This window comes from Guyparkeria sp. WRN-7, from assembly GCF_001641825.1.
Taxonomy (GTDB): domain Bacteria; phylum Pseudomonadota; class Gammaproteobacteria; order Halothiobacillales; family Halothiobacillaceae; genus Guyparkeria.
This window is the reverse complement of record NZ_LRFH01000017.1, coordinates 85,432-110,619: the sequence shown is the minus strand read 5'-3', so window position 1 is coordinate 110,619 and position 25,188 is coordinate 85,432. Positions and strand designations below refer to the sequence as shown.

At 62.6% G+C, this 25,188-nt stretch carries 25 protein-coding genes and 1 tRNA gene; 8 read left to right on the top strand and 18 right to left on the bottom strand.

Features of this window, described 5'->3' with window-relative positions; all coding sequences use genetic code 11:
• From lepA to rpoE, 6 genes are all read right to left on the bottom strand, one after another.
• The coding region (lepA, locus tag AWR35_RS10290) for a translation elongation factor 4 (protein ID WP_058575873.1) at nucleotides 1–1,261 on the bottom strand (1,261 nt) is incomplete at its 3' end.
• 150 nt (nucleotides 1,262–1,411) lie between these two features.
• The gene (locus AWR35_RS10285) at nucleotides 1,412–2,911 is read right to left on the bottom strand and encodes a trypsin-like peptidase domain-containing protein (RefSeq protein WP_058575872.1); all 1,500 of its coding nucleotides are present in this window, start codon (nucleotides 2,909–2,911) and stop codon (nucleotides 1,412–1,414) included.
• Between the two features lie 125 nt (nucleotides 2,912–3,036).
• Nucleotides 3,037–3,522, bottom strand: a complete 486-nt coding sequence (locus AWR35_RS10280; RefSeq protein ID WP_058575871.1) for a SoxR reducing system RseC family protein — start codon at nucleotides 3,520–3,522, stop codon at nucleotides 3,037–3,039.
• A complete protein-coding gene (locus AWR35_RS10275; protein WP_058575870.1) occupies nucleotides 3,522–4,658 on the bottom strand; it encodes a MucB/RseB C-terminal domain-containing protein in 1,137 nt (378 codons plus the stop codon). Before AWR35_RS10275 ends, AWR35_RS10280 begins: the two co-directional genes overlap by 1 nt.
• 10 nt (nucleotides 4,659–4,668) lie before the next feature.
• Nucleotides 4,669–5,355, bottom strand: coding sequence for an RseA family anti-sigma factor (locus AWR35_RS10270; RefSeq protein ID WP_156413994.1), 687 nt, complete (start codon nucleotides 5,353–5,355; stop codon nucleotides 4,669–4,671).
• Nucleotides 5,356–5,372: 17 nt separating this feature from the next.
• The gene (gene rpoE / locus AWR35_RS10265) at nucleotides 5,373–5,963 is read right to left on the bottom strand and encodes an RNA polymerase sigma factor RpoE (protein WP_058575868.1); all 591 of its coding nucleotides are present in this window, start codon (nucleotides 5,961–5,963) and stop codon (nucleotides 5,373–5,375) included.
• A 216-nt stretch (nucleotides 5,964–6,179) separates the two neighbouring features.
• Here rpoE and nadB point away from each other — a divergent pair, with 216 nt between their 5' ends.
• On the top strand, nucleotides 6,180–7,859 hold the full coding sequence (gene nadB, locus AWR35_RS10260; protein ID WP_058575867.1) for an L-aspartate oxidase: 1,680 nt from the start codon (nucleotides 6,180–6,182) through the stop codon (nucleotides 7,857–7,859).
• 118 nt (nucleotides 7,860–7,977) lie between these two features.
• Here the strand turns inward: nadB and pal are convergent, their stop codons facing one another.
• Nucleotides 7,978–8,346 carry a peptidoglycan-associated lipoprotein Pal gene (gene pal / locus AWR35_RS10965; protein WP_282096957.1) on the bottom strand — a complete coding sequence of 123 codons (369 nt, stop codon included), beginning with the start codon at nucleotides 8,344–8,346 and terminating at the stop codon, nucleotides 7,978–7,980.
• Nucleotides 8,347–8,731: 385 nt separating this feature from the next.
• Here pal and AWR35_RS10250 point away from each other — a divergent pair.
• The 3 genes from AWR35_RS10250 (at nucleotide 8,732) to AWR35_RS10240 (ending at nucleotide 10,822) form a co-directional block, all read left to right on the top strand.
• Nucleotides 8,732–8,822 (top strand) — tRNA-Ser (locus AWR35_RS10250).
• Between the two features lie 272 nt (nucleotides 8,823–9,094).
• Nucleotides 9,095–9,598, top strand: a complete 504-nt coding sequence (locus tag AWR35_RS10245; protein ID WP_058575865.1) for a hypothetical protein — start codon at nucleotides 9,095–9,097, stop codon at nucleotides 9,596–9,598.
• A 753-nt stretch (nucleotides 9,599–10,351) separates the two neighbouring features.
• Nucleotides 10,352–10,822 (top strand): hypothetical protein, encoded by a 471-nt coding sequence (locus tag AWR35_RS10240; RefSeq protein WP_058575864.1) that lies wholly within the window; start codon nucleotides 10,352–10,354, stop codon nucleotides 10,820–10,822.
• A gap of 261 nt (nucleotides 10,823–11,083) precedes the next feature.
• Here the strand turns inward: AWR35_RS10240 and AWR35_RS10235 are convergent, their stop codons facing one another.
• A complete protein-coding gene (locus AWR35_RS10235) occupies nucleotides 11,084–11,548 on the bottom strand; it encodes a terminase small subunit (protein WP_058575863.1) in 465 nt (154 codons plus the stop codon).
• A gap of 479 nt (nucleotides 11,549–12,027) precedes the next feature.
• Between AWR35_RS10235 and AWR35_RS10230 the strand changes: the two genes are divergently transcribed.
• From AWR35_RS10230 to AWR35_RS10215, 4 genes are read left to right on the top strand one after another with little or no spacing between them, the layout of a single operon-like run.
• Nucleotides 12,028–15,486 carry a DNA methyltransferase gene (locus AWR35_RS10230; RefSeq protein ID WP_058575862.1) on the top strand — a complete coding sequence of 1,153 codons (3,459 nt, stop codon included), beginning with the start codon at nucleotides 12,028–12,030 and terminating at the stop codon, nucleotides 15,484–15,486.
• A gap of 46 nt (nucleotides 15,487–15,532) precedes the next feature.
• Entirely contained in the window at nucleotides 15,533–15,724 is a 192-nt protein-coding gene (locus AWR35_RS10225) for a hypothetical protein (protein WP_058575861.1), read from the top strand.
• Between the two features lie 39 nt (nucleotides 15,725–15,763).
• On the top strand, nucleotides 15,764–16,687 hold the full coding sequence (locus tag AWR35_RS10220) for a restriction endonuclease (protein WP_058575860.1): 924 nt from the start codon (nucleotides 15,764–15,766) through the stop codon (nucleotides 16,685–16,687).
• A 14-nt stretch (nucleotides 16,688–16,701) separates the two neighbouring features.
• Nucleotides 16,702–17,049: a hypothetical protein gene (locus AWR35_RS10215; RefSeq protein WP_058575859.1), complete on the top strand. Its 348-nt coding sequence runs from the start codon at nucleotides 16,702–16,704 to the stop codon at nucleotides 17,047–17,049.
• Here the strand turns inward: AWR35_RS10215 and AWR35_RS10210 are convergent.
• The 10 genes from AWR35_RS10210 to ilvD form a co-directional block, all read right to left on the bottom strand.
• A complete protein-coding gene (locus AWR35_RS10210; RefSeq protein WP_058575858.1) occupies nucleotides 17,026–17,427 on the bottom strand; it encodes a hypothetical protein in 402 nt (133 codons plus the stop codon). The two genes, AWR35_RS10215 and AWR35_RS10210, sit on opposite strands and share 24 nt — an antisense overlap.
• Nucleotides 17,424–19,037, bottom strand: coding sequence for a DUF3987 domain-containing protein (locus AWR35_RS10205; protein WP_058575857.1), 1,614 nt, complete (start codon nucleotides 19,035–19,037; stop codon nucleotides 17,424–17,426). The genes AWR35_RS10210 and AWR35_RS10205 overlap by 4 nt, the downstream gene beginning before the upstream one ends.
• Complete coding sequence (locus AWR35_RS10200; RefSeq protein ID WP_156413993.1) at nucleotides 19,034–19,501, bottom strand: DNA primase; 468 nt, start codon at nucleotides 19,499–19,501, stop codon at nucleotides 19,034–19,036. Before AWR35_RS10200 ends, AWR35_RS10205 begins: the two co-directional genes overlap by 4 nt.
• Nucleotides 19,501–19,899 (bottom strand): hypothetical protein, encoded by a 399-nt coding sequence (locus tag AWR35_RS10820; protein WP_156413992.1) that lies wholly within the window; start codon nucleotides 19,897–19,899, stop codon nucleotides 19,501–19,503. Before AWR35_RS10820 ends, AWR35_RS10200 begins: the two co-directional genes overlap by 1 nt.
• Entirely contained in the window at nucleotides 19,899–20,072 is a 174-nt protein-coding gene (locus AWR35_RS10815; RefSeq protein ID WP_156413991.1) for a hypothetical protein, read from the bottom strand. The genes AWR35_RS10820 and AWR35_RS10815 overlap by 1 nt, the downstream gene beginning before the upstream one ends.
• On the bottom strand, nucleotides 20,072–20,266 hold the full coding sequence (locus tag AWR35_RS10195; RefSeq protein WP_058575855.1) for a helix-turn-helix domain-containing protein: 195 nt from the start codon (nucleotides 20,264–20,266) through the stop codon (nucleotides 20,072–20,074). Before AWR35_RS10195 ends, AWR35_RS10815 begins: the two co-directional genes overlap by 1 nt.
• A 96-nt stretch (nucleotides 20,267–20,362) precedes the next feature.
• Complete coding sequence (locus AWR35_RS10190) at nucleotides 20,363–21,034, bottom strand: hypothetical protein (protein ID WP_058575854.1); 672 nt, start codon at nucleotides 21,032–21,034, stop codon at nucleotides 20,363–20,365.
• On the bottom strand, nucleotides 21,031–22,317 hold the full coding sequence (locus tag AWR35_RS10185; RefSeq protein ID WP_058575853.1) for a site-specific integrase: 1,287 nt from the start codon (nucleotides 22,315–22,317) through the stop codon (nucleotides 21,031–21,033). The genes AWR35_RS10190 and AWR35_RS10185 overlap by 4 nt, the downstream gene beginning before the upstream one ends.
• Before the next feature lie 301 nt (nucleotides 22,318–22,618).
• Nucleotides 22,619–23,287, bottom strand: coding sequence for an FMN-binding negative transcriptional regulator (locus tag AWR35_RS10180; RefSeq protein WP_058575852.1), 669 nt, complete (start codon nucleotides 23,285–23,287; stop codon nucleotides 22,619–22,621).
• Between the two features lie 23 nt (nucleotides 23,288–23,310).
• Nucleotides 23,311–25,176: a dihydroxy-acid dehydratase gene (gene ilvD / locus AWR35_RS10175; RefSeq protein WP_058575851.1), complete on the bottom strand. Its 1,866-nt coding sequence runs from the start codon at nucleotides 25,174–25,176 to the stop codon at nucleotides 23,311–23,313.
• Nucleotides 25,177–25,188: the final 12 nt, after the last annotated feature.

Here is a 25,188-nt window from a genome sequence, read left to right as displayed (position 1 = left end):
CGACGAAATCCTGCGGACAGAGGATGTTGGCCTCGATGATCGGCTCGCGGATCTCGTTGATCTCCGAGGGATCCGGCAGCTGCGACGGGTTGTGGATCTGGTAGGTGTCACCGCCCTTCTCCTCGACCTCGAAGATGACCGTGGGGGCGGTCGTAATCAGATCGATGCCGTATTCGCGCTCGAGTCGCTCCTGGATGATCTCCATGTGCAGCAGGCCGAGGAAGCCGCAGCGGAAACCGAAGCCCAGCGCGGTCGACACCTCGGGCTCGAAGGCCAGCGCCGCGTCGTTCAGGCGCAGCTTGCGCAGTGCCTCGCGCAGGTCGTCGTAGTTGTCGGATTCCACCGGGTACAGGCCGGAGAACACCCGCGGCTGCATCTCCTTGAAGCCCGGCAGGGCCGCATCGGCCGGATTCTCGGCGTCGGTGAACGTGTCGCCGACCTTGGCCGAATCGATGTCCTTGATCCCGGCCATGACGAAACCGACCTCGCCAGCGTACAGGCCGTCCCGCGCCAGGGTCTTGGGCGTGAACACCCCGGTCTTGTCGACGGTGAAGACATCGCCGGTGCCCATGGCCTTGATCTTGGCCTTCGGCCGGATCGCACCGTCGATCACGCGCACCAGCGCGACCACGCCGACGTAGTTGTCGAACCAGGAGTCGACAATCAGCGCCTTGAGCGGGCCGTCGTCGTCACCCTGCGGCGGCGGGATCTCCTCGATCAATCGCTCGACCACCTCGTCGACGCCCTCGCCGGTCTTCGCCGAGCAGGTCACCGCATTCTGCGCCTCGATGCCGATGATGTCCTCGATCTCGGCCTTGACCCGGTCCGGCTCGGCGGCCGGCAGGTCGATCTTGTTCAGCACCGGCACCACCTCGAGGCCGAGATCGATGGCGGTGTAACAGTTGGCGACTGACTGCGCCTCGACGCCCTGGGAGGCATCCACGACCAGCAGCGCACCCTCACAGGCGGCCAGCGATCGCGACACCTCGTAGGAGAAGTCGACGTGGCCGGGGGTGTCGATGAAGTTGAGACGATAGGTATGGCCATCACGCGAGCGGTAATCCAGCGATACGCTCTGCGCCTTGATGGTGATGCCGCGCTCACGCTCGAGGTCCATCGAGTCGAGCACCTGCGCGCTCATCTCGCGCTCTTCCAGCCCTTCACAGCGCTGGATGATGCGATCGGCCAGGGTCGATTTGCCGTGGTCGATGTGGGCAATGATCGAGAAGTTGCGAATCCGGGAGAGTCGCTCGGACGCCATAGAGGTTTAACTTTTGGTTCGTGGGACGAATCCCGCCATGCCGGGACAGGCGGCGAGAGGAGCCGCACAGTATATAGCCCAAGGGAAGGTCTGTACGAATCGGCAACGTCGGCGCGGATCGATGGGCAGCCCTACTCCGCTGGCCCCACCTCAATCCGACCGGTGGGGGTTGCCGGAAAAGGCCGGCATGAAGAAGCGCTGTTCGCCATCACGCTCGACGAGGAACAGCACCAGGTCATTGCCCCGTTTGCCGCGGTTATGGGCGATCCGCGCGATCAGACGGTAGGCCTGGGACAGGGAGTCGACCGGTTTGCGATCGATCGAGACCACCCGGTCCCCACTCATCAGCCCGGCGAGTGCCGCCGGCCCCTTCGGGTCGAGTTCGCCGACACGCACCCCGCCCTCCTCCAGCGGACGCAGGATCATCCCCAAGGTGTCGATGACCACCAGCTCGGGCTCCTCCGGCACCTCGGGCGTCGGAGCGGTGGGTGCGTTCACGGCGTCAGGGAGGGCTGTCAGCGTGACATGCACCTCATGCTCCTCGCCGCCCGAGCGAACCGCCAGCGTGACGTTCGAACCGGGCATCAGCGAGCCGAGCACCTCGGTCAGGTCCGCACTGTCATCGATCGGCACGCCGTTGACCGCCAGGATCACGTCGCCCCGAACGAGCGCGGATTCGGCCGCCGGCGACCCCTCGATGGTGTCGACCACCTCGGCCCCGCGGGCGCGCTCCATGCCGAGTCGGTCGGCCAGTTGCCGATCCACCGCCCGCACCTCGACACCAAGAAAGCCGCGCCGCACCTGGCCGCTCTGCTTGATCTGCCGGATGACGTCGACCACGTAGTTGATCGGGATGGCGAAGGAGATGCCGTTGAAGGCACCGGACTCGGTAAAGATCTGCGCGTTGATACCGATGACCTGACCGCTGGTGTTGAACAGCGGTCCGCCCGAGTTGCCCGGGTTGATCGCGACATCACTCTGGATGAACGGCACGTAGGGCTGGGTGGTCTCGGAGGGCAAGTGCCGACCCAGCCCGCTGATGATGCCCGCCGTCACCGTCTGATCGAAGCCATAGGGCGAGCCGATGGCCAGCGCCCACTGCCCCGGGCGCACGGCATCCGAATCACCCAGCGAAACCGGCGGCAGTCCCTTGGCATCGACCTTGAGCAGCGCGATATCGCCGATCTGGTCCACGCCGACCACCTTGGCCGCCAGTTCGCGACTGTCGGCCAGCCGGACGAACACCTTGCTGGCACCGTCGATGACGTGCGCGTTGGTGGCGATATAGCCGTCCTCGCTGAGGATGAAACCCGATCCATCGTTTTCCTGCGGCAACAGCGGTCCCGGCAACTGGTCACTCTCGTCACCGAACAGTCCCTTTAGCCACTCGTGCGCGTTCGCCTCGTCGGGCGCCCCCGACAGTGACGGCAGGCTGCGCACCCCGGTGACATTCACGACCGAGGGCGCATTGACCTCCACCAGCGTGGTGAAATCGGGCAGGCCGGTTACCTGCTTGCGCGGCGGCTGATCCTCGGGGTCGGCGCAGCCGGTCAGCAGCACCGCCGCGGTCAACAGCACCGCCAGCCAGCGCCCGAAGGCAGCGAGCGCGGAGCGGAAGGCGACGCAGGTGGGACAGAAGTCAGTGGACATCAGAACAGCAGGGAACCAGTCGGAATAAGAAAGCGCCAGTGGGCGGCTGCGCACAGCTTACTGCGAAGCGAAGCAAAACGACATGAGACCGCACGCAAGACGGAGGCCCCATGGCGGCCGGCGGGTCAATCGTCAGGATCGGGCGTTGCACGCAGGGTGACTTCGTGGAGCACCGGAAAGAACCGCCCCGAACGCGCCTGGCGAGCCTGTCGCGCCCGCACGATCAGCAACATGCCGACAAGCCCCGACAGCCCGCCGGCGACGGTAAGCCACTCCAGGGAAAACGCCAGGTCGAGAATCAATGCCGTGATCAAGAGGGCCGCGAGCGGCGCCAGATAGAGCCAGAGCGATGCCACCAGCAGCGCGCGCTGGGCCATGCCAATGACCACGTGGTCGCCCACCGAGAGAGGTTCCTCCGTGGGCATGAACACGCGATGACGAGGCAGACGGAAAAGTCGCTGGAAGATACTCACGCCGCATCCGCGGCCCTCCCGACAGTTGGCGCAGCCCTTGTGCCCCCCTGTCTCCAGCCAGACGCCGTGGGCCTCGACATCGACCACCTGCGCGGGCTCGAGGGCCAGTTCGTCTGACTCGACGAGAGGATCAGCCATCAGCGCGACTCGACGGCCGGCTCCTCGACAGCCGGCACGGCTCCGGCATCACGCACGGTGTTCTCGACCAGCAGCTCCACGGTCGCGGCCGGCACGTCGCCGATCGCGGTTATGCGCACCGAGTCGACACTGCGCACCGCCATCGTCATGCCCTGGTCCGTGCGGGTAACACGACGCGCGGCGTCGCCGTCGCGTTTCTCGACGAACACCGAGGCGGTCGCCAGTCCGTCGGTAACGACGATGTGCTCGAAATACTGACCGGTCACCGGATTGCGTCGCCAACCGCGGGAGCGAACATCGAAACCGGCCGGCAGAGGATCGACCACCCACTGCTGTTGGCGGATCGGTGCCTCCTCGACCGGTTCGCCGCCGAGCTCGACGCGTTCGAACTGGTCCTTGAGTCCGGCCGTGAGGTCGTCCTGGAAGGTCAATCGGGCCGATTCGATCCGCTCGATTTGGGTGAACTGATTGTGCTCGATTGCCCGGCCGGACTCGTCGTAGATGCTCATCCGCAACAGCAGCGGCGTCGACTCGCCGATGCACAGCTTGTAGCCATAGCGGAGGTCGTCGCGCGGCACGACTGCCATGAGATGACACGCCTGCCCGGCCACGCGACTGTCGCCGAGATCGATCAGGCGATAGTTCGCGGACAGCTCGTCGACGGACTCGAACCGTTCGCCCGACAGGCGACTGTTGATGTTCGGGTAGTCACCCAGCATGACCTGTTCCCGCTCGGGCCATACGCAGGCACAGCGGTCGCCCAGCCGGCGGATCTCGCGCACCTCGCCATTCTCGGAGACCATCAGCTCGACCCGCTGACCGTCGACGTACCGGTGGATGACCCGCATAAGGTCGATCTGGTCGCCCCGCATGTGAATGAAGCGCCCACCGTAGGTCGAGTGCGTCATTGCCTCGACCATCGCGGCGATTTTCTGATTGAGATCATGCCCGGCACCCGCCTTTGCCGGTTCCCCGTCCGACGCGGTTTCGAGATGACTCGACGCCTCCGGCTCGGCCGGAAGTGCCTTCAGGATGGGCTCGGCCGACACGTTCGATGCCCACGCAAAGGCCACCGACGCGAACGCGCCGGTGACCAGTGACAAGAACGGGATATCGAGAAACCGGATCGGTCGCATCACGAATAGGCTATTCCCGACCGAAGGTGGCGGCGCGCGCTTCCGGGCCGGTCGTGCCCGACTCCGGGGCGGCCGTGCGATAGTGCGTCACGACGTACGGATCCGCGCCGGTGCTGCTCCGACCGGTAGCCCAGTCCGGCAGCTGCGGCGTGCTCGCCGGCGACGAGGACGCCGGCAAGGCATGGCCTACCGGGCTCTGGGTGGCCAGAAGGGACGCCGGGGAAGCGTCTTCCGGCATTGCCTCGTCGTTCAGCGAGGCCATCACGGCCCGGTCGTTGGCCGTCAGCCCTTCGGCCTGCATCGGGGCGACGCCCTCGCCGGTCGGATCCTCGCCGGTGGACAGCGTCAGGCCGACCGCGGTGACGGCGGCAAACAGCGAGGCGGCGACGGCGCCCTGCCAGACGCGGCGCTGACGCAGACGGCGATGCGGGAAGGCGACCACGTTGTCGGCCTGGGGGCGTTCGTCGCTCGGCAACTCATCCAGGCGGGCGTTGATCGCACCCAGCAGATCTCTCGTCTCGAATGACTCGCCGCGAACATGGCTGCCTACGAGGTCGTAATCTCGGGTTCGCGAGCCCACCTGTTCGACATCGTCGAGCATTGCCTCGAGCGCCTTGTCGTCGTGGGACTCGTCGTCCCACCACGCGGAGATTGCCGTGCGGAGGGTGTCCGAATCGTTTGCATGCCGTTTTGTCATCATTCTTGCCACCTGCGTTAGTCGCCCTTGAGCGGCTGTATCGACTGTTCGATCGCCTCGCGGGCTCGGAAGATCCGAGACCTCACCGTGCCGATCGGACAGTCCATTACCGAAGCGATCTCGTCATAGCTCAGCCCTTCCATCTCCCGCAGCGTGAGCGCCGTGCGAAGATCTTCGGGCAGTGCCGAAATCGCCTGATCGATGGCCCCTCTTAGCTCGTCTGTCGCGGCCAGTGCGTCCGGCGTGCCGCCATCGCGCAGGGCCTCGGGCTCGATCATTGGTTCGTCTGACTCGTCCGACCCACCAGAGTTCAACGACACCATGTACCCGCCCCGAGCATCGGAGGCGAGCTGGTTCTTCGCGGTGTTGACCGCGATACGGTAGATCCAGGTGTAGAACGCGCTATCACCGCGAAACCGGCCGAGCGCCCGATAGGCCTTGATGAAGGTTTCCTGGGCCAGATCGAATACCTGTTCGGGATCGCGGATGTAACGGGCAATCAACCGCTGTACCCGATGCTGATACTTCAGAACGAGAAGATCGAAAGCGCGCCGGTCGCCCTCGCGTGCTCGGGCCACCAGGGCCTTGTCTGTCTCCTCGGCGCTCATTCGGGTATCGGATCCTGCCTTGGTTACGGGGGATGGGTTCATCAAGAACACGTGAACAACTGGCGCTCGCCCCGAAAACCGGGGGCCGGGAGCCCAAAACAACGGTCCCAAGCACGTATACTTGATTCGCAACAGTGTACCGAAAACGGGACACCTAGACACGGTGGCACCGCCACCGAAATGACGACCCACGAGTGTTGAGGAACCCAGCCGCTGATGAGCGAACCGACCCGATCCCCAACCGTGCATCAGAGTGATGTTCTGATCATTGGTTCCGGCGCCGCCGGACTGGCCATGGCCCTGCGCCTCCCCGAGCACCTTCAGGTCATGGTCATCAGCAAGGGAAAACTGGTCGGCGGCAGCACCCCCTGGGCTCAGGGTGGCATCGCCGCGGCACTGGGCGGTACGGAAGACGTCGACAAGCACATCGAGGACACCGTCAACGCCGGTGCCCAACTGCCGGATCGTGATGTGGTCGATCGCGTAGTGCGGGCCGGCCCCGAGCAGATCCAGTGGCTCGAGTCGCTCGGCATGCCCTTCAGTCACGATCACGACCATGGCCACCCCGAGCGTCTGCACCTGACGCGAGAAGGCGGACACAGTCAGCGTCGTGTCGCCCACGCGGCCGACCATACCGGGCGCTCGCTGATGGAAACGCTGGTCGACGAGGTTCGCCAACGGAAAAACGTCACGGTCCTCGAGTATCACAACGCCATCGACCTGATCACCGCCCGCCGCCTGGGCGAGACGCGCGATGCCTGCCTGGGCGCCTACGTGCTCGACATCAAGAACGACCGGGTGGTCACCGTCCGGGCACGCCATACCGCACTTGCGACCGGCGGGGCCGCCAAGGCCTACCTCTTCACCACCAACCCCGACGGGGCGACCGGCGACGGCATTGCGATGGGCTGGCGTGCCGGCTGCCGGGTGGCGAACATGGAGTTCATCCAGTTCCACCCCACCTGCCTGTACGAGCCGCGCGCGAAATCGTTCCTGATCAGCGAGGCTGTCCGCGGTGAAGGCGGTGTGCTGCTTCGACCGGACGGCACCCGCTTCATGCCCGACCACCATCCCGATGCCGAGCTCGCGCCGCGCGACATCGTCGCGCGCGCCATCGATGCGGAGATCAAGCGCCTCGGTATCGACTGCGTCTACCTGGACATCAGCTTCAAGGGGCGCGAGTTCATCGAAAAGCACTTCCCGATGATCCACGCCCGTTGCCTGGAATTCGGCTACGACATGACCAGCGAACCGTTGCCCGTGGTACCGGCCGCGCATTACACCTGCGGCGGCATCATGGTCGACGAGCACGGCGGCACCGACATCCCGAACCTGTACGCAATCGGCGAGGCCTCGCACACCGGTCTGCACGGCGCCAATCGGCTGGCCAGCAACTCCCTGCTCGAGTGCCTGGTCTTCGCGCAGGCCGCAGCCGAGCAGCTTGCAGCGACGCCGGTCACCGCGGAACCGGCTCACCCGTCGATCCCACCCTGGGATGAAAGCCAGGTCACCGATCCGGACGAGGCGGTCGTGGTCACCCACAACTGGGACGAGCTACGCCGCAGCATGTGGAGTTACGTCGGCATCGTCCGCACGACCAAGCGGCTCTACCGCGCCCGCGACCGCGTGCAGCTCCTGCGTCGTGAGATCCACGACTACTACGCCCACTTCCGGGTCACCAACGACCTGATCGAGTTGCGCAACCTGGTCGAGATTGCCGACCTGATCGTCCGCTCGGCGCTGACGCGACACGAGAGCCGCGGGCTGCATTTTTCCAAGGACTTTCCGGACACCAACCCGCGTGCCGACCATTTCGACACCGTGCTGGTACCGCCACCGGCCAGACCGTATCCGAGTGTCAGGGACGGATCCCGGCCCAACTCGCTACAGAGCTAGGACCACACGAAAAAAGCCGGGCATCTGCCCGGCTTTCTTGCGTTCGTCAGGCCCGACGGTTGCGGGCCCGAGAGGCACCCGTACGGGCACCCCTGCGGCTTCGCGCCTTGCGGCCTGCTTACTGGCCGTATTCGATGACTGCGCGGCGGTTCTTCGACCAGACGCTCTCACCACTGCCTTCGACAGCCGGGCGCTCTTCGCCGTAGCTTACGGTCTCGACCTGGCCGGCCGACACACCGTAGGAGAGCAGGATGTCGCGAACCGCGTTGGCGCGCTTCTCACCCAGGGCGATGTTGTACTCGCGGCTGCCACGCTCGTCGGTATGGCCTTCGACGACGACTTCACGGTTACCGTTCGCCTTGAGGAAGTCCGCGTTCGCCTCGAGCATGCCCTGGTACTTGGCTGCGACCGAGTACTCGTCGAAGCCGAAGTAGACCACACGCTGCGGCTCGGCCGGCTGGCCCTCGTACAGCTCAGCCTCGCTCATGCCGGCACCACCGGCCATACCGGTGCTCTGTGCACCACTGGCAGATGCGGCATCACCGCCCGAAGTGCCATCGGCGCCCGGCCCCGGAGTGGAGCTACAAGCGGAAAGAACAACGGCCAGTGCCCCGACCGAGGCAAGATAGGACCAACGCATAATTTCGATCTCCTTGTTTATCGATACTGCTACGAAAACTGAAAAAACTGTACCACAGCCCCCGACCACGATTAGCTGATCGGGTTGCGCGAATGTGACCGGCCGATTGCAGACCGGTTCCGGCGCAGCGCTGATTCGATCAAACCACCGCGACACGAGTCGTTGTAACGATACAACAGAAACGCTCTCGTCTTGACAGTTTTCAGGGGATACCCGAAGATGCGCGGGCGCCGGAGGGTTGGCAGAGCGGTTGAATGCACCGGTCTTGAAAACCGGCAAGGGTTTGTAGCCCTTCCAGGGTTCGAATCCCTGACCCTCCGCCACACAGACTTTAGAATCAGCGGGTTACGATCACATCGTCTCGCTATTCACCAAACAATGCGCCAACCTCAAAACGGTTGAAAAGCACCCCAAGGCCGCACCTGGATTTTCCGGGTTGCGGCCTTTTTCGTGGAGCGTGGCGCTACGTGATGATGCGCTAGAAACATGGTGCTATCGTCGTGTTCGATCTCCTCGCCAGGACGGCGATGCTCCATGGGGGCATGGGAAGTCAGCCATGCGGGGTGGGTCTCACTCAAGCGTTGAGAACAATGGAATGGGCAACTTCAGAATCCATGCTTTGATCGTATGGGCCTTATTTGGCTGGAGCTCCCCGGCTACCGCCGTCCCTGAATTAAGCGCTGATACAAATCGTTACGTGCCGCTTTCGGAGTACTACGACAAGATCAAGCGTCAGCACCCCGACGCAAGCAGTGCCAAGATCCTTCGGTCGTGGGAAACCCACTACGAACCGAACGCGCCCTGGAACCAAGAAAATCCACCACAGACGCCGAAAGCCACCCAACAAATCCGTGCCCTGTGCGAGCTCGCATTGATTCCCCCGATGAAAAACGAGATCGCGATTCATGCCGCAATTCGGCACTGCAACCAGAAAGATGAGGTTGGCGTGGGCGGGCAACTCGCTCGTGCTTGGTACTACCTTTGGCACCCGAGCACCTCGATCACTGAGTGCGTCATGGACAATGGGGCCCACCTTACCGATGACCTGCGTATTCGGCGCGTCCTTGGTGCCTGCCGGCGGCTGCACGATTCCCAATGATGCGTGGCGACGGATCATATGGTCGGTGACTCAGCGAAGAGGGACGATGTAGTGCCCGGTTACGGGGGGCGCGCAATCGAACTCGCTCAACTTGGCCTGCTCCCCCACGCTCAACGGCGTCCCTCACGCACGAGCACAGTGGGCCGGCCGCCATCACGCGGCAAAACGATGCCCCTTTTCGGCACCGATCACCCGATGCTCGAGACAGCGGGGTTCGGCGCAGAAAGCCGCCACCCCGAGGTAACAATCGAGTTCCTAGAATCTCTGCCGCCGGGAACCCGGATCGTCAGCGCCTCCCTGCCACCACGAAATGACGGCCGGTGCGATGAGTAATGACCGTACCCCTGCGAATCGGGCGTGACATGTGTGAGGTGCGTGTGAACTTCCCAAGATTGCCTGACCACTACACACCCGCCAAAACGAAGCCAAGATTGGTTACGATCCAAAAAGCTGGGGAAGGCGTAGTCGCCAACACGAACTGCTCGCCGATAGTCGCGAGTTGGCTGCTGCGGCCGTGAGCAATACTGAATAAATGGCGGATCATTCAGCTTCTGGTTCACATGCTCAGTGGCGCGTCGAGCAAACTGGCCGCGGGGAAGGACAACATAGCTTCCGATAAATGTGGCTCGGTGAATCGCAAGACTGTCTCTGGCTGGATCAGAGGCTCCACACCGGAGTGATCAATTTTCAATCGCCACCCAGAGTGAGCGTGCGTCTGGCAACAACGAAAACAACTTGAATGACGAGGGAACGATGGAAAAGAAGGCGTTTAACGGCGGATACAAGGCATCCGGTCGACTTGTGCGAATCGGGGACGGTATCAACAATCGATCGCATCGTGGCGACCCAACCGCCGCGAAGACAACGTACTCGTACATTCAAGTCGATGACGACATCATCAAGAAGGTGACCGCCTCTGCATCGATAAATGGGTTCCTGAGAGAAGCCCTCGGTAAGGATGTTGAGATGTGGTTTTCCGAGCGAGGCGGGGACGATCTCCTAGTCGGCATCAAGGCCGACGATCAGCCTGCCGTTCACAGCGATGGGGAGATCGTGACGGGAAATTGGATTTTCTACATTTTGGGAGTCCCCGCCCTTGCGCTCTATGGCGCGGGGCTAGCTCTTTTGATTCCCGCTTTCATATTAAGCAGTAAAAACAAAAAGATCCGAAACACCATTGCCGAGATGGAACGGGAACATACCTCGGCAACAAGTGTTGGGTAGTGACTGAATCGGCGAGGCCTTGGATTTGTTCGACGGGGAGTTGGCGCCAGACAAGCTGATTGAAGCGCTTGCCGAATTTGCCTGGGCACTCGAGCCTGACGTGACAAAAGACCCACAAGCGCATGAAAAGCCAGACGGGCCATCCCGAGTCCGGGTGTGGCGGTGCGGCCAGGACGAGAGAGGAAAAGCGATCGCACATAGAAAACCCACCGACCAGAAGCCAGTAGGCTCCTGCGAAGCAGCGAGGCCATTGGCGGCCAACTATTGCCCCACGATCGCCTCCCGCAATTCCTCGATGCGCTGGGCCGCCTCCTTCCGTGGCACCTGTACGATCCTGAGCCCACCGTCCCCGCGACCAGCCAACTCACGGCGTTGCACGAAATCACCCTGAGCCTTCCCCAAGAGCTCCGACGCGCGAAGCCGTGCCTCGATCGGGTAAGGCACTTCACGCCCCAGCTTGTGATCGAAGTACGTCTCCTCTCCGCGGATCACTCGCGACCAGAAAACTTGGCGCTGCTCTCGGGTGGCGATCGCCGGATTTGTTGTCGCCAAGCGCAGTGCCTCGATGGCCTCGCGAACACTAACTTTTTCTAACGTCTGCGACCCCTTTACGTGCGGGTGGGCATACCCCGCCGCCTTGGCCGCCCTCGTCGCATTGCCCCCGTTTGCGGAGAACGCCTCAACGAATCGACGCTGCTTCTCTGACAGACCATCGTGCCAAGCCATCACGCACCTCGAAGCCACGCCTCGCATTCAGCGTTGATTTGCACCGGCTGCGTGTAGGGTGTCGCCCGAGTTGAACCCGTCCAGCGGTAGGTCAGCACCTTATAGGGCTTGCCCCGGGCTGTCCGACGAATCACCTCCCCGCTATGCTCGACGATGTGTGCAGCGATGCACCAAGCAAACGCACCTCGCACGGGTCGATCCATCGTCCCCAGCACATCTGACAGATCTCTCAATGTGAACTCCCAGCCCAATCCGCGAGCAACCAAAACATCGACGATCGCGTCTCGACTCACACCAACTCCCGACGCATCCACGGCTAGCCTCCCAAACAGTACTTGGCGCCCACATCGCAGTATCGTGGGGCGGTCAGCTTCAGGAAATCAGCGGATTGGGCAAGCGCAGCGGGACAGGGCCATTAGGGGCAATCACGATTTGCTAGGATGCCCCTCTATTCACGGAATGAAGCAGTTGACCACTCCATGTCGCATGAAGCCCCGACCTCAACCGCCACCGAAGACTTCATCGCCCGCTGGGCCGGCGGTGGTGGGACGGAGAAAGCGAACTACCAGCTGTTTCTCACCGAGCTGATCGCACTGCTGGGCCTGCCCGCGCCCGATCCGGCCGGCGACGACAACGAGCTCAACGAGTACGTCTTCGAGCGCCGGGTAGATCTCGACAAGCCCGATGGTTCCTCCTCGCGCGGTTTTATCGACCTTTATCGCCGTGGCTGCTTTGTCTTGGAAGCCAAACAGAGCGGCAAGACGCTCGACTCCTCCGGCTGGGACAAGGCCATGCTTGCCGCGCAGAACCAGGCGGACCAGTACGTCCGCGCGCTCCCGCAGAGCGAGGGCCGCCCGCCGTTCATCGTGGTCACCGACGTGGGGCGCTCGATCGAGCTCTACGCCGAGTTCACCCGCTCCGGCGGCACCTACGTCCCCTACCCGGACCCGGGCCATCACCGCATCCGCCTGGAAGACCTGCGCGCCCCCGCGATCCGCCAGCGCCTGATCCACCTCTGGACCGACCCCGACCGGCTCGACCCCTCGAAACACGCCGCCCGCGTCACCCGCGACGTCAGCCGCCGGCTGGCCACCCTCGCCCGCTCGCTGGAGCAGAGCGGCTACGCCGTCGACCGCGTCGCCCACTTCCTCAAGCGCTGCCTTTTCACCATGTTCGCCGAGGACGTGGAACTGCTGCCGCGCGACAGCTTCACCAGCCTGCTGGAAAAGCTGAAAGACAACCCGGAACACTTCTCCGCCGCGCTCGCCGACCTGTGGCGCTCCATGAACGAAGGCGGCTTCAACGGCGCGCTGATGGAAAAGATCCCGCGCTTCAATGGCGGGCTGTTCAAGGACATCGACCCCATCGCGCTCGACCGCGACCAGATCACGCTGTTGATCGAGTCCGCCAAGGCCGATTGGCGGCACGTCGAACCAGCCATCTTCGGCACCCTGCTCGAACGCGCCCTAGACCCCAGAGAACGCCACAAGCTCGGCGCCCACTACACGCCTAGGGCCTACGTCGAACGACTGGTCATGCCCACGCTCATCGAGCCGCTGCGCGCCGAGTGGCAGACCGTGCAGGTCGCCGCCGAAACCTGGCTCCAGAAGGGCAAGCACGACAAGGCCCTGAACGAACTCATCGACTTTCACCACAGCCTCTGCCAGACCCGCATACTCGACCCGGCCTGTGGGTCGGCGAACTTCCTGTACGTCTCGCTCGAACACATGAAACGGCTGGAGGGCGAAGTCCTCAACCTCATCAGTGACCTCTCCAAGGGACAATCCCATATGGATGTCGAGGGGCTCACCGTCGACCCACACCAGTTCCTTGGCCTGGAGATCAACCCGCGCGCCGCCGCCATCGCCGAGATCGTCCTGTGGATCGGTTACCTGCAGTGGCACTTCCGCATCCACGGCAAGCTCGACCTGCCCGAGCCGATCCTCAAGGATTTTCACAACATCGAATGCCGGGACGCGCTGATCGACTATGACGCCCGCGAGCCGATGACGGACGAACACGGCCAGCCGGTCACCATCTGGGACGGCATCTCCTACAAGGAAAGCCCCACCACCGGCGAACTGATCCCCGACGAGAGCGGCCGGACCACCGTCTACCGCTATATCAACCCGACCAAGGCCGACTGGCCCCAGGCCGACTACATCGTCGGCAATCCGCCGTTTATCGGGAACAAAAGGATGCGAACCGTTCTTGGAGACGGTTACATCGATGCTTTGAAAGATACTTTTTCTGGCGAGGTATCCGGGTCTGCGGACTTCGTGATGTACTGGTGGCACATCGCCGCCGAGAAGGCGCGCCGCGGCGAGGTGAAACGCTTTGGCTTCATCACCACCAACAGCTTGCGCCAGACCTTTAATCGGCGGGTGATTGAGCCGCACCTTAACCACAGCAAGCAACCACTGTCTCTCGCATTTGCTATCCCCGACCACCCATGGGTAGATAGTGCCGATGGGGCATCCGTGCGGATTGCCATGACGGTTGGAACTTCTGGGGACAAGCCCGGCACGCTGTATCAGGTAGTGGAAGAGAAGAACAACACCGAAGAAAGCCGTGACCTCACGTTAAGCGCACGAAACGGAAAATTGTTCTCAGATCTATCTGTTGGTGCAAATGTCGCGGGAGCTGTGCCGCTCAAGTCAAACGCTGGGCTCAGTAGCCGTGGCGTTATTCCTGTTGGTTCAGGATTCACCGTCGAGAAAGATGAAGCAATAACTCTCGGACTTGGCTCCGTACCCGGCCTAGAACATCACATTCGGCACTACCGGAATGGACGCGACATGAATCAGCGTCCTCGGGAAGTCATGATCATCGACTTGTTCGGCCTCGGAATCGACGAAGTTCGCGAAAGATACCCAGCCGTCTATCAGTGGTTACTTGATCGAGTGAAGCCGGAAAGGGAACAAAACCGCGCAAAACGCCGACGCGACAAATGGTGGATTTTTGGCGATCCCGCCGCTCAATGGCGCACCATGTCCAACGGACTCACCCGCTTCATCACCACTGTCTACGTCAGCAAACATAGAGTGTTCTTCTTCCTTGATGAGGAAGTCCTGCCGGACGATGGATTGGTCAGCATTGCGGCCGACAGTCCGAAAACTCTTGGAGTTCTTTCTAGCCGCCCACATGCATTGTGGGCTTTGGCTGCCGGTGGTCGCATGGGCATGGGCAATGACCCGCGCTATAACAAAAGCCGCTGCTTCGAGACCTTCCCCTTCCCCGACCTGACCGACGAGCAGGCCCAGCAGATCGGCGAGCTGGCCGAACGCATCGACGCCCACCGCAAGCGCCAGCAGGAGGCCCATCCCGACCTCACCCTGACCGGCATGTACAACGTGCTGGAAAAGCTGCGCGCCGGCGAGTCGCTGACCAAGAAGGAACAGACCATCCACGAACATGGGCTGGTCTCGGTGCTGCGCGAACTGCACGACGACCTCGACCGCGCCGTGTTCGCCGCCTACGGCTGGGATGATCTGGCCGACACGCTCGTCGGCCGCCCCGGCGCGACCACCCCGCTGCCCGACAAGCCCGCCGAACAGGCCGAGGCCGAGGAAGAACTGCTCACCCGGCTGGTCGACCTCAACACTCGCCGCGCCGCCGAAGAGGCCCGCGGCCACGTCCGTTGGCTACGCCCCGACTACCAGGCCCCGGACGCCACCCAGACTGCCGCCGACCTCGAACAGGCGGAGGTTGCCGAGACTGCCGTTTCCGCCCCCACGGAAAAGAAACCCACGTTCCCGAAAGACCTCACCAAGCAGATCGAGGCCATCCGTGAGACCCTCGCCACTGGCCCCAGAACGACCGAGGGCCTTGCGGCTCACTTCAAACGAAAACCCGAGAAATCAGTAGCTCAAGTCGTAAATGCATTAGCGGAGCTTGGCCTGATACGGCATGAAAAAGGCTTGTGGCAAGCTCAGTAGGCGGCAGAGCTAAAAAATCAGCCCTTGCCCTCGAGGAGATACAACCATGAGCGCATTAGGAAAGCTCATCCTCGGCATCTTTGTTGTGGTCTCTATGTATGGTTCGTTTAAAACCATCTTCACTGAGTCTTGGCCAATCGTTCTTGGCATTACCATTTTCGTTGTTGGTGTAGCGCTGATAGTCCATTTGCTCGCATGGGCAATCCGCACATCTCTGCCGAAAAATGACGAAGATTGACCAGCCAGAACGAACAATTGGAAACCGTCGGTTAAGCACATGACAGTCCCTGATTTCCAGACCCTGTTCCGACCGTTGCTCGAATACGCGGAGGGGGCCGAGGAGCGACGCCTGCGAGACGCACACGACGCACTGGCCGACACGTTCGGTCTGAGTGACGAGGAACGTCAACAGATGCTCCCCAGCGGCCGTGCGAAGCTGTTTTACAACCGCGTCGCCTGGGCCGCCACCCACCTTAAAAAGGCAGGACTCCTAGAGGCGAAGCGTCGTGGGGTGTTCGCCATCACAGACGCTGGTCGGGAGGCGATTAAGACGGGCCCAGAACGGATGACCAACCGCTATCTTGAGCGGTACCCGACTTTCGTCGACTTCCGATACCAGAAGAACAACGAGCCGTCCGAGACTGCCGAGGAAGCAACCTCTTCGGTCTCCTACGATGACGAACAGACACCCGAAGAGGGGTTGGAGCTTGCTTGGAAGACCATCCGGACAAACCTAGAGATCGAATTGCTTGATCAGATCAAGCAGGTGACCCCGGACTTCTTCGAACAGCTAGTTGTCGACGTACTAGTCGCCATGGGATACGGCGGCGAACGAAACGACGCAGCACGAGCTGTCGGGAAGAGCGGCGACGGCGGCATCGACGGCATTATCGACGAAGACCCACTAGGCCTGGACGTGATCTATCTGCAAGCCAAGCGCTGGGAAGGCGTGGTCGGCCGCCCAGAGATCCAGAAGTTCGCAGGCGCCTTGCAAGGTCGACGGGCAAAGAAGGGGGTCTTCATAACCACGTCGAGCTTCACCCGCGAAGCACTGGAGTACGCCACCCTAATAGACAACCGCATCATCCTGCTCGATGGCCGCCGTCTCGCTCGATTGATGATTGACCATGGGGTAGGAGTCTCGACGGCCTCGATATACGAACTCAAGAAACTCGACACAGACTATTTCCTCGACGAATAGAGAGACCTCGATCAATGTACGACCACCTCGTGTACTCGGGGCTGATCTCGATAGCTTTCTTGTGCCTCACCTACTCTGACTGGGCGGCGAGGAACGGCTGGCCCGTCGGCCACACTCTTGCCAAAGGGGATTCCTGGCCGAAAATGATCAGCACGGTGTTCATGATTTACCTGTTGACCGGCTCATTCATACACCTGCAGTGGTGGTCGCCACTCGCTGTGATTGCCCTTGGACTTCTCTTCAGCTTCTTGATCATGACCATCTTCAAGAAATGGTCACAAATCATCGCTGTAGCCGGAATCATCCCCGCGGCGGTAGCATCGATTTTTCTCACCGACTCAGTGATTTCGGCCTTCCTCTGAGATCGAAACCCCAGTTGGTCTCCGCAGGCGATCGAGCGCCAAGTGATACTCACGCATCGAGGGGCACACTTCGCAGTTCTCGATCGTCGCCCGGATCGCCTCGTCGTCGGCGCCGTACTGCTGGCGGCATAGCCGAGCGATGCCGGCCTTCTCGATTGGGGACAACGCGCGGGGCGATTCGCCTGCCGCCAGCGTTCCGGCTTCGTCTGCCTCGGCTCGGGTCGTGAGCAGGTAAATCAGGGCCGGCTTGTGCTGGCGGATCAGTCGCACGTCGTCATCGGTCAGGCGGTGCCCGGGGCGGGCATGGATGCGGCCGTCCTCCAGTGAGACGGCGATCCCTCGACCGACCAGGGTCGTGATGATGTCGGCGGCTCTCATATCACCACCTCGTCATCATTTCCGTCTGCGCCGTGCGCAACATGCGCATCATGCGCAACGCCTGTTCTGGTGCGGGTTTCAGCGTCTGCGCACCTCTGCGCAACATGCGCAACATGGGGCGAGGATTCCGGGCCGACTCGCCCTTGCTGCGCGTCTTGCGCACTATTGCGCAGCGGCGCAAAGCTCGCCGCGTTGCGGTCTTGCGCATGCTGCGCATCTTGCGCGGGGCGGGAATACTCCTTGAGGTTGCCGATGCCGTTCTGCTTGGACCTCTCCCTCTGCTCGAGCATACCGTCGGCGAGCAGGTCATCGAGTGCGGCGGTCAGTTCCTTGGACGTGATCCGTTTGGCGAACACATCGCGCTGAATGAAGGTCCGCGTCACCCATCGGCCGGCGGGGATCCCTTCGAGGATCTTCTGTTTTTGACCGTCGCGCTTACTCGATTCGATACGCTGAGTTATGTCATGGCCGAAAACGTAGGCGACCGATTCCCGGTGGAACCGTGACCAGGCGAGCGCGGCTCGCATATGAGCCGGGCCGATCACGGCGGTCTGGTCGGTCATGGCGAACAGGCCGGCCAAGCGCATTGTGATCGGTGCCCGGCGCTCGAGCAGCGAGGTGATGATCGGCGTGGAGCCGTCGCGCCGCCGAAGGTCGGGATAAGCCTCCCGGTACATCTCCCGGGCCTCGTCGGACAGCGTGATCGGTGCGGCGTACTTGGTCCGGGGATAGTCACCGCGGGCGAACTTGATCACGTCCCGGGAATGGATCGCCAGCCGCCGGACTACCTCGTCGGGCGTCGGTTCGGGAAACGGCACCAAGCACGTGCGCTCGGCGAAGATGACGAGGAACCGATTCATCAGGCCATTGAATGCGGCCGTGGCATCCATGCGGGCCCGCAACTCGTGCGGCGTGATCGCGCCGTGAATGACGACGTGGGGCTCGGTTGCCCAGACGCTGGCGGACTTGGTAGCCGGCTGGATTGATCCGCCATCGAACAGGTCGCGGATGATCGGGCTCAGAGTGTTGCCTTCCCGCTTTCCTTGCTCGAGCAGCTTGGCGAACTCCGCTTCGATGATCAGCAGGCGCTTGTCGTCGATTGGAGCGTGCTCGGTCTTGCCGATCATGTAGCCGTCGTGAACCTGTGCCGCCAGCCCCTCGCCAGTCGATAGGCCGCCGGAGTGAACCCGGCCGGCGAACAGTTCCGGCGTGATCACGGCGCCCTCGTCATCGGTGCCAGGCACGGGATCACCGTCCATCATCTCGCCCACGGCGTGGCGGATGCGCTTCACCAGTGCCCAGCTCTCGCCCTTGGCCGCGACCATGGATCGCCCGACATGCAGGCCGTTGATCAGCAGCGGGTGGGTCTGGTCGCCCACAGCGATGAAGTGATGCCGACCCGCCGCGGCGGAAAGCCAGGTCAGAAAGGCCAGGGCAACGCTTGACCGATTCGGCTCTCGCCCGGTGGTGGCCGCCTCTGCCACCTCGCCGACGAGGCCATGAAACATGGCTGGGTCAGCCTTCGGTGGTGCGATCGTGTAATCCCGGTCATCGGCCTCCTCCTGCATGGGACTGGCGGTCACGGCTTCGGCCTGTGCTGCAATGCTCATACGCGAAACCCTCCTGCCATGATGGTTCCGCGGATGCGGTCGTGGGCCGAAGCGAGTGCCGCCATGTCATCCTCGTTGAGCCAGCCGTCACGGCGGACCTGATTGGCCGCGAGCTCGACGGTGATCACGTCCACGGCCAGCGCGCGGATGGCTTGCCAGGCAGAGAAGCGCGGCCCCTTGTCTGGCCCATGATTGCCATCGACCCGAGCGTGTCGCTTGTGCGCCGGGATGAGATCGATCGCCTCGATACCGAGTGCATCACGGATTTCGAAGAACGAACAACCAGCACGGCAGTGCAGCAAAATGTCGCCGTCCTCTTTCTCTGAGACGAGCAGCGACGGCCGGCGGTCCTTGTGGGCTGGGCAAAGACAGGTCATCGCGCGCACCTTCCCGGGTGCCGGACGCTCCTCTCGCATGCCATCGACTCGCGCGGCGATCAGGTCGAACGGCGGTGTGTTGTCCATCATCGGCACACCTCCCGCGCTCCGCGCTTACGCCGGTGGCTGAGCTGACAGTCGGCAAACGCCCTAGCCGTTTCCTGACGGTTCGGCGGCAGTTGTGGGGCACAAACGGCCTTGGTGCCGCTGGTGAGGTCGCCAAACGCGATCGCCCCCGTGCCCCAGGCATCTCGCGGCAGCGCGATGTAGAAGCCGCGCGACACCCCAGGCGGGTCACCCTCGACCTGATATGGATGGAAAAGACCATCATCGATGAAATGAATGCCGGCCGCTGGCGGAACACCGTGGTTCCGCATGTAGGCGAGCACGTCGTGGAATTGCTGTTTTTTTGATGCTGGCGGATTGCGAAGATCAGAGGTGCCTGCTCCGACTGCGCGACCGCCGTTCCAGTGGCGCGTAGTCATCACTCAGCCCCTCCCTCCTCGATCTGCTCACGTGCCTCCGCGACCTGCTGCTTTGCAGTGGCCAACACGTTCATCAGATCATCAGTGAAAAGGTCCGTGGCCGCCTCGCCGGCGATCAATGCCTCGATGGTGGATTCGGCTCGGCGCAGTTGAGTAATCGGATCGACTCGCATCACGCACCCTCCTCGACCTTGGCCTGTTCCCAGGCTTCGAGATCAGCAAGGCGCCAACGGGTGCATTGCTCCGAGAACTTGACCGGCTTGGGGGCGTTGCCCTCGCGCACCCAGCGGAGCCAGGTGTTGCGGTGGACGCCATAACGAGCGGCTGCCTCCCAATCTTTCAGGTGGGGAATGGGTTGGGTCTCCATAACGCTCTACCTCGCAGTTTTGTGCAACGACGAGGGCATAGTGCGAGCGCAAGTGGCAGCGAGCCGGCGCACTGCCACGAGAGACTTGCTCTGATTTCACTTTGGAGGCGGCTTTACACCAGCCCCTTTCAAGTAACCGCGAATCGTTCTCCGTGCGCGCTTCTCTCCAATCACGTCAGTGAACTGCTCAAGCCGCCGGTAAAACTCTTCACGTGTTATCTCGTCCGAGATCAACAACTTCTTGGCGTGATCGACGACCTGCCTGCACAATTCGGTGGCTTCATCCGAGCGATACCTCGAGCGGGCTGCTGCTGCTTTCCGCTGTTTTTCCAACAAGGTTTCCGCGGACACCAAATCGACAATCCCCCTATGCCGATAGCCCTCAGCTCCCATCTTGCGGTGTCTTTCTAGCAAGGAGAGCCCATCTTCTATGCGATCCAGTTCTCCATTCAGGCGGGGAATAACGGGTTTCAGAAGATCCTCATCAAGGTCAGGGTGCTCAGCAAGAAGATCAGCAAGGGTCGGGGGGCGACCATGCTTCTCCATAAAAAGCAGGGTGGCGCAGTCACCGGCTGGATACTTCTCAAGACACCTCGCCATCGCGCCTTCTCCATACCTATCTTCAAAAATGCGGGTATGCTTCCGTCTCTCCAAGAATCGCATTGCCGCTCCCTCGCCAAACTCGTCATCTATCGATTTGATAAGCAGACGGGTTCTGCGCAGATCCGGCCATATAAGTTTTGGAAAGTAATGTTCCTTGATATTCATGCCCGCACCTCCCGGATCGGAACCACATTGTCACCGGATTCTTGGGTAGGGCTAGAGCAGAAGGCTTCCCACTCCTTCATCAACCGGCGGCGCTTATCGAGCAATTCACCGCGCGCGTAGGCCGCTCGGGTGGCGTCTGTGTTCACGTGTGCCAGCGCCAACTCCGAAACCTCGTCGGCGTAGCCGGTCATCTCCCGAGCCCAGTCCTTGAAGCTCGATCGAAAGCCGTGCGGCGTGGCAACGCGATCGTATTGGGGGTCAACCCAGCCCGGTTGATGGGCCTTGATCCGCTTCTCGTGCATCCGCTTGACGACGGCCTTGATGGTGCCGTCGGACATTGGGCCACCACGGGAGCCTGGAAATACGAGGTCACGGTCGATGCCTTGAACCGAACGCAGAACCTCGAGCGCGCGAGGGCAGAGAGGGACGCGGTGCTCACGCCCGCCCTTCATCTTGTGGCCGGGAATCACCCACAGACGCCCGTCGAAATCGATCTCATCCCAAGCTGCGTTGCGCACTTCGCCGGATCGGCTGGCGGTCAGGATCAGGAACTCAAGGGCGTGGGCTGCCGTCCCTTCCTGTTTTCGCAAAGCTGCGATGAACGCCGACACCTGGCGCCAGGGCAGCGCCGGGTAGTGCTTCGTTTTCTTGATCTTGGCAGCGGCCGGCAGCTCGTTTTTCAACAGCGACCAGGTGGCCGGGTTCGCATCCGTGCGATAGCCACGGGCGATCGCCAAAGACATGACCGCCTCGATGCGTTGCCGCACACGGGTGGCGGTTTCCGTCTTGCTCTCCCAGATCGGTTTCAAAGTCTCAACGACATGCCCCATCTGGATTTCGGAGACCGGCAATTCCCCAAGCGTCGGAAATGCATACCGCTCGAGCGTGTTGGCCCACTGCTGGGCATGCTTCAGGTTCCGGCTCTCGCGTTGCTTCTTTGCGATCACGTCGGCCGCGATCTCCTCGAACGTCTTGGCCTTTGACTGCGCCGCGATCAGGGCGGCGCGGGCCGCCTGCTTCTCTGCAATGGGGTCGATGCCCTGGCGAACCTTCTCCCGAAGCTCGCGCGCCTTGTCCCGCGCAACCGACAACGAGACTTCTGGGAAGCCACCAAGCCCAAAGCCGCGTCGGCGGTTGCCAACCATCGTCCTCAGCACCCACGATTTGCTGCCACTGTCCGTGACCTGCAACAACAACCCGGGAACACCACCCACAGCGTGAAAACCCGGCGTTGCCAGTCGTCGCACCTCTACCGCACTCATCTCGCGCGCCATCTTCGGCATACGTCACCTCATTGGCATCCCATTAGCCAAAAATGAGACTACGCGACGCGTTACCACAACAAGCAACAGGTGATTACGCCGGAACGGCGGTGTAGTGCGGGTTGAGGAAAACAAGTTGCAACACAAAGCAACTAGTAGCACCTTCTCGCCGGTAGACTGACCCTCCGCCACCGAACTGCAGGAAAGGCACCCTTTGCGGGTGCCTTTTTCTTTGGCCGCTCGGCAACAACCCTGATTGGTGGCGCCTCAAGGCACGAACACCGCTCGCCATCTGGCGGCCACCCTGCGCGAACTGCGTACGTCAGCGCCGCCTGTCGCTCTCGGCCATCAGCCGGGCCATTGCCTCGCATTCGGCATCGTCACGGCGAGAGAGACCCTCGATAACCCCCTGACGGTCGGCCCCGGTCTTGTTCTGGCTGAGCTTCTCGATCCCCTCGATGCGTTCGACGCGCAGTTCGATGCCGACAATCGCCGCCTTCATCGCCGCGATCTGACATTCCGGCAAGTGCGAGTAGTCGAACGGTGGCTCCCCCGTACGGGTCTGGTGGGTGTCGATGAGTGCTTGCAGGTGCCTATCGAGCCAGGTCGGATCGTCCTCGCCCATCCGGCGTACCTTGCCTCTGACATGGACGGCCTGATAGTTCCAGGTCGGCACACTGGTGTCGCGCCCGTCGACATACCAGTGCGGGCTCAGATACGCATCCGGGCCGGTGAACACGATCAGCCCCTGGTGTTCCTGACCGTCCGCAAGCGCCTCGGCGACCGGGTTGGCGCGCGCGAGATGCGATTCGAAGCGCCATGTCTCGGGTTGATCGACCTCACCGAAACGCAGGAATGGCAGATGCACCGCATCAAGCGCCTCCCCGCTTGCCACCGTGAGCACGGCGAAGGGATAAGCCGCAACGATGGCCGCAAGTCGTTCGGGGTCGTCCTGCCGGAACGCCGGCGGGATGTAGGTGTAACCCGGCATGCGTTCCCTTGCCGCCAGTCGCCTTACTTGACGCCGATCTGCGAAAGATCGCGCACGGCGCCCAGCGACGCCGACGTGGTCAGGGCCGCGTAGGCCTTGAGGGCCTGGCTGACGTAACGCTCGCGGTTTACCGGCTTGTAGGCAGCATCGCCCTTCTCGATCATCTTCTCGCGGCGATGCGCCAGGTCGGCATCACTGATGTCGAGGTGGATCGTGCGCTCGGGGATGTCGATGACGATGGTGTCGCCCTCTTTCACCAGCGCGATCTCGCCGCCTGCGGCCGCCTCGGGCGAGGCGTGGCCGATCGACAGGCCGGAGGTGCCGCCGGAGAAACGCCCGTCGGTCAGCAGCGCGCAGTCCTTGCCCAATCCCTTCGATTTGAGGTAGCTGGTCGGATAGAGCATCTCCTGCATGCCCGGACCGCCCTTGGGGCCTTCGTACTGGATCACCACCACGTCACCGGGGACGATCTGGTCGGCGAGAATCGCCTCGACGGCGGCATCCTGCGACTCGAAGCAGCGTGCCCGGCCGGTGAACTTGAGAATCGACTCGTCCACACCGGCGGTCTTCACGATGCAGCCGTCGCGGGCGATGTTGCCGAACAGCACGGCCAGACCGCCGTCCTTCGAGTAGGCGTGCTCGTAGTCGCGGATGCAGCCCTTGACGCGGTCGGTATCCAGGCTCGGCCAGCGGGTGTCCTGCGAGAACGCGGTCTGGGTGGGAATACCCGCCGGGCCGGCCAGGTAGCGCTGCTTGGCCTCCTCGCAGGCAGTGTCACGGGCGATGTCCCAGCGATCCAGGCCGTCCTTGACGGTCTTGCTGTGAACGTTCGGGATGTCGCTGTGCAGCAGGCCGGCCCGATCCAGCTCGCCCAGGATCGCGATCACGCCACCGGCGCGATGCACGTCCTCCATGTGGTACTGCGCCGTGCTCGGCGCGACCTTGCACAGGTGCGGGATCTTGCGGCTCATGCGGTCGATGTCGGTCATGTCGAAATCGACCTCGCCCTCGCGCGCCGCGGCCAGCAGGTGCAGTACGGTATTGGTCGAGCCGCCCATGGCGATGTCGAGCGCCATGGCGTTCTCGAACGCCTCGCGCGTCGCGATCGAGCGCGGCAGCACGGAGGCGTCGTCGTTCTCGTAGTAGGTCTTCGCCAGACGGACGATCTGACGACCGGCCTCGAGGAACAGCTCCTTGCGGTCGGCGTGCGTGGCCAGGAGCGAGCCGTTGCCCGGCAGGGACAGGCCCAGCGCCTCGGTCAGGCAGTTCATCGAGTTGGCGGTAAACATGCCCGAGCAGGAACCGCAGGTCGGGCAGGCCGAACGCTCGACCTGCGCCAGCACTTCGTCGGAAACCGAATCGTCGGCCGCCTGGACCATGGCATCGACCAGGTCGAGCTTGATGATCTCGTCGGAATCCTCGGACAGGCGCGTCTTGCCCGCTTCCATCGGCCCGCCGGAGACGAAGATCACCGGGATGTTCAGGCGCATGGCGGCATTCAGCATGCCCGGGGTGATCTTGTCACAGTTGGAGATGCACACCAGCGCGTCGGCACAGTGCGCATTGACCATGTACTCGACCGAGTCGGCGATGATGTCGCGGCTCGGCAGCGAGTAGAGCATGCCGCCGTGGCCCATCGCGATACCGTCATCGACCGCGATGGTGTTGAATTCCTTGGCAATCCCGCCGGCGGCCTCGACCTCGCGGGCGACCAGCTGGCCGAGGTCCTTGAGGTGCACGTGCCCCGGCACGAACTGGGTAAAGGAATTCGCGATCGCGATGATCGGTTTGCCGAAATCGTCGTCCTTCACGCCTGTGGCGCGCCACAGGGCGCGGGCACCGGCCATGTTGCGGCCGTGGGTGGTGGTCTTGGAACGATAATCGGGCATGGATGGTTCTCC

Excerpts from the sequence above, each read along its gene's own strand:
- AWR35_RS10285 (WP_058575872.1), bottom strand. The coding sequence starts at position 2,911 with ATGTCCACTGACTTCTGTCCCACCTGCGTCGCCTTCCGCTCCGCGCTC.
- AWR35_RS10280 (WP_058575871.1), bottom strand. The coding sequence starts at position 3,522 with ATGGCTGATCCTCTCGTCGAGTCAGACGAACTGGCCCTCGAGCCCGCG.
- AWR35_RS10275 (WP_058575870.1), bottom strand. The coding sequence starts at position 4,658 with ATGCGACCGATCCGGTTTCTCGATATCCCGTTCTTGTCACTGGTCACC.
- AWR35_RS10270 (WP_156413994.1), bottom strand. The coding sequence starts at position 5,355 with ATGACAAAACGGCATGCAAACGATTCGGACACCCTCCGCACGGCAATC.
- rpoE (WP_058575868.1), bottom strand. The coding sequence starts at position 5,963 with ATGAGCGCCGAGGAGACAGACAAGGCCCTGGTGGCCCGAGCACGCGAG.
- nadB (WP_058575867.1), top strand. The coding sequence starts at position 6,180 with ATGAGCGAACCGACCCGATCCCCAACCGTGCATCAGAGTGATGTTCTG.
- pal (WP_282096957.1), bottom strand. The coding sequence starts at position 8,346 with ATGAGCGAGGCTGAGCTGTACGAGGGCCAGCCGGCCGAGCCGCAGCGT.
- AWR35_RS10245 (WP_058575865.1), top strand. The coding sequence starts at position 9,095 with ATGGGCAACTTCAGAATCCATGCTTTGATCGTATGGGCCTTATTTGGC.
- AWR35_RS10240 (WP_058575864.1), top strand. The coding sequence starts at position 10,352 with ATGGAAAAGAAGGCGTTTAACGGCGGATACAAGGCATCCGGTCGACTT.
- AWR35_RS10235 (WP_058575863.1), bottom strand. The coding sequence starts at position 11,548 with ATGGCTTGGCACGATGGTCTGTCAGAGAAGCAGCGTCGATTCGTTGAG.
- AWR35_RS10230 (WP_058575862.1), top strand. The coding sequence starts at position 12,028 with ATGTCGCATGAAGCCCCGACCTCAACCGCCACCGAAGACTTCATCGCC.
- AWR35_RS10225 (WP_058575861.1), top strand. The coding sequence starts at position 15,533 with ATGAGCGCATTAGGAAAGCTCATCCTCGGCATCTTTGTTGTGGTCTCT.
- AWR35_RS10220 (WP_058575860.1), top strand. The coding sequence starts at position 15,764 with ATGACAGTCCCTGATTTCCAGACCCTGTTCCGACCGTTGCTCGAATAC.
- AWR35_RS10215 (WP_058575859.1), top strand. The coding sequence starts at position 16,702 with ATGTACGACCACCTCGTGTACTCGGGGCTGATCTCGATAGCTTTCTTG.
- AWR35_RS10210 (WP_058575858.1), bottom strand. The coding sequence starts at position 17,427 with ATGAGAGCCGCCGACATCATCACGACCCTGGTCGGTCGAGGGATCGCC.
- AWR35_RS10205 (WP_058575857.1), bottom strand. The coding sequence starts at position 19,037 with ATGAGCATTGCAGCACAGGCCGAAGCCGTGACCGCCAGTCCCATGCAG.
- AWR35_RS10200 (WP_156413993.1), bottom strand. The coding sequence starts at position 19,501 with ATGGACAACACACCGCCGTTCGACCTGATCGCCGCGCGAGTCGATGGC.
- AWR35_RS10820 (WP_156413992.1), bottom strand. The coding sequence starts at position 19,899 with ATGACTACGCGCCACTGGAACGGCGGTCGCGCAGTCGGAGCAGGCACC.
- AWR35_RS10815 (WP_156413991.1), bottom strand. The coding sequence starts at position 20,072 with ATGCGAGTCGATCCGATTACTCAACTGCGCCGAGCCGAATCCACCATC.
- AWR35_RS10195 (WP_058575855.1), bottom strand. The coding sequence starts at position 20,266 with ATGGAGACCCAACCCATTCCCCACCTGAAAGATTGGGAGGCAGCCGCT.
- AWR35_RS10190 (WP_058575854.1), bottom strand. The coding sequence starts at position 21,034 with ATGAATATCAAGGAACATTACTTTCCAAAACTTATATGGCCGGATCTG.
- AWR35_RS10185 (WP_058575853.1), bottom strand. The coding sequence starts at position 22,317 with ATGCCGAAGATGGCGCGCGAGATGAGTGCGGTAGAGGTGCGACGACTG.
- AWR35_RS10180 (WP_058575852.1), bottom strand. The coding sequence starts at position 23,287 with ATGCCGGGTTACACCTACATCCCGCCGGCGTTCCGGCAGGACGACCCC.
- ilvD (WP_058575851.1), bottom strand. The coding sequence starts at position 25,176 with ATGCCCGATTATCGTTCCAAGACCACCACCCACGGCCGCAACATGGCC.